1 protein-coding gene is annotated in these 1131 nt (G+C 61.7%); it reads left to right on the top strand.

Annotated elements, in window-relative coordinates:
* Positions 1-24: 24 nt before the first annotated feature.
* Positions 25-1131, top strand: a protein-coding gene (locus tag LJ656_RS34825) for an IS3 family transposase (protein WP_230513954.1) whose coding sequence is annotated in 2 segments (ribosomal slippage) — positions 25-340 and positions 340-1131 — 1108 coding nt annotated over the 2 segments. Because the reading frame shifts where the segments join, the coding sequence is not laid out codon by codon here. This gene is flagged as partial in the annotation.

Raw genomic sequence — 1131 nt, forward strand, 5'->3', positions numbered from 1 at the left:
AAGCCTAGGCAAATCGTGGAAAGCATTGAAGTTCTGACAGAGCCGGAGCGCCGCCGTCGACGTTCGGTCCAGGAGAAAGTGGCCATCGTGCAGGAAACCCTGGAGCCGGGAGCAACGGTTTCAGCGGTTGCCCGGCGACACGGAGTCAACCCAAACCAGGTGTTTGCGTGGCGCAAGCAATACGAGGAAGGCAGCCTGGCGGCGGTGAAGGCTGGGGAAGCCGTGGTGCCCGCCTCGCAGTTAGCCACAGCGATGAAGGAAATCAGGGAACTGCAGCGTCTGCTTGGCAAGAAGACGCAGGAGGCAGAAATCCTGAAGGAAGCAGTCGAATATGGCCGCTCAAAAAACTGGATTGCGCGCTCGCCCTTACTGCCCGGGGACGACCAATGAAAACGGTCTGCGATGTTCTCGGCGTGGCGCGCTCTGCTTTGGCAGTCAGAAAAGCCCGCTCGCCGGACTGGCAGGACGGCCGCCGCGCCCGACAGACCGACGACACGGAGCTGGTCGCTGCAATCCACGAGCATGTGGCGGGCTTGCCGACTTATGGATACCGGAGAGTCTGGGCACTGCTGCGACGTAGTCACGAGATGACTGGTGCGCCGTGCGTGAACGCCAAGCGGGTCTATCGCGTCATGCGCGACCATCAGTTGCTGCTTCGGCGCCTTGGCCAACGTCGCGATACCCGCCGACATGATGGACGCATTGCCGTTGAGCGCAGTAATGTCCGCTGGTGCTCGGACGGCTTCGAGTTCCGTTGTGACGACGGCTCGCCGTTGCGCGTGACGTTTGCGCTGGACTGCCATGACCGGGAAGCCATCAGCTGGGCAGCGACTACTGGTGGCCATAGCGGCGACGTCGTACGTGACGTGATGCTCGCAGCGGTCGAGCAACGCTTCGGCACGACGCAGGCAGGCGCTCCCATCGAATGGCTGTCGGACAACGGCTCTGCCTACATCGACCATCGCACGCGCAGTTTCGCTCGCGAGCTGGGTCTTGAGCCGTTGACTACACCCGTTCGTTCGCCGCAGAGTAACGGCATGGCCGAATCGTTCGTGAAGACAATCAAGCACGATTACATTGCCTTTATGCACAAGCCCGATGTGCCAACAGCGCTCTCGCATCTGGCCGGCG

Origin of the sequence: Paraburkholderia sejongensis (assembly GCF_020880815.1) — a bacterium.
In the GTDB taxonomy this organism is placed as follows: domain Bacteria; phylum Pseudomonadota; class Gammaproteobacteria; order Burkholderiales; family Burkholderiaceae; genus Paraburkholderia; species Paraburkholderia sejongensis.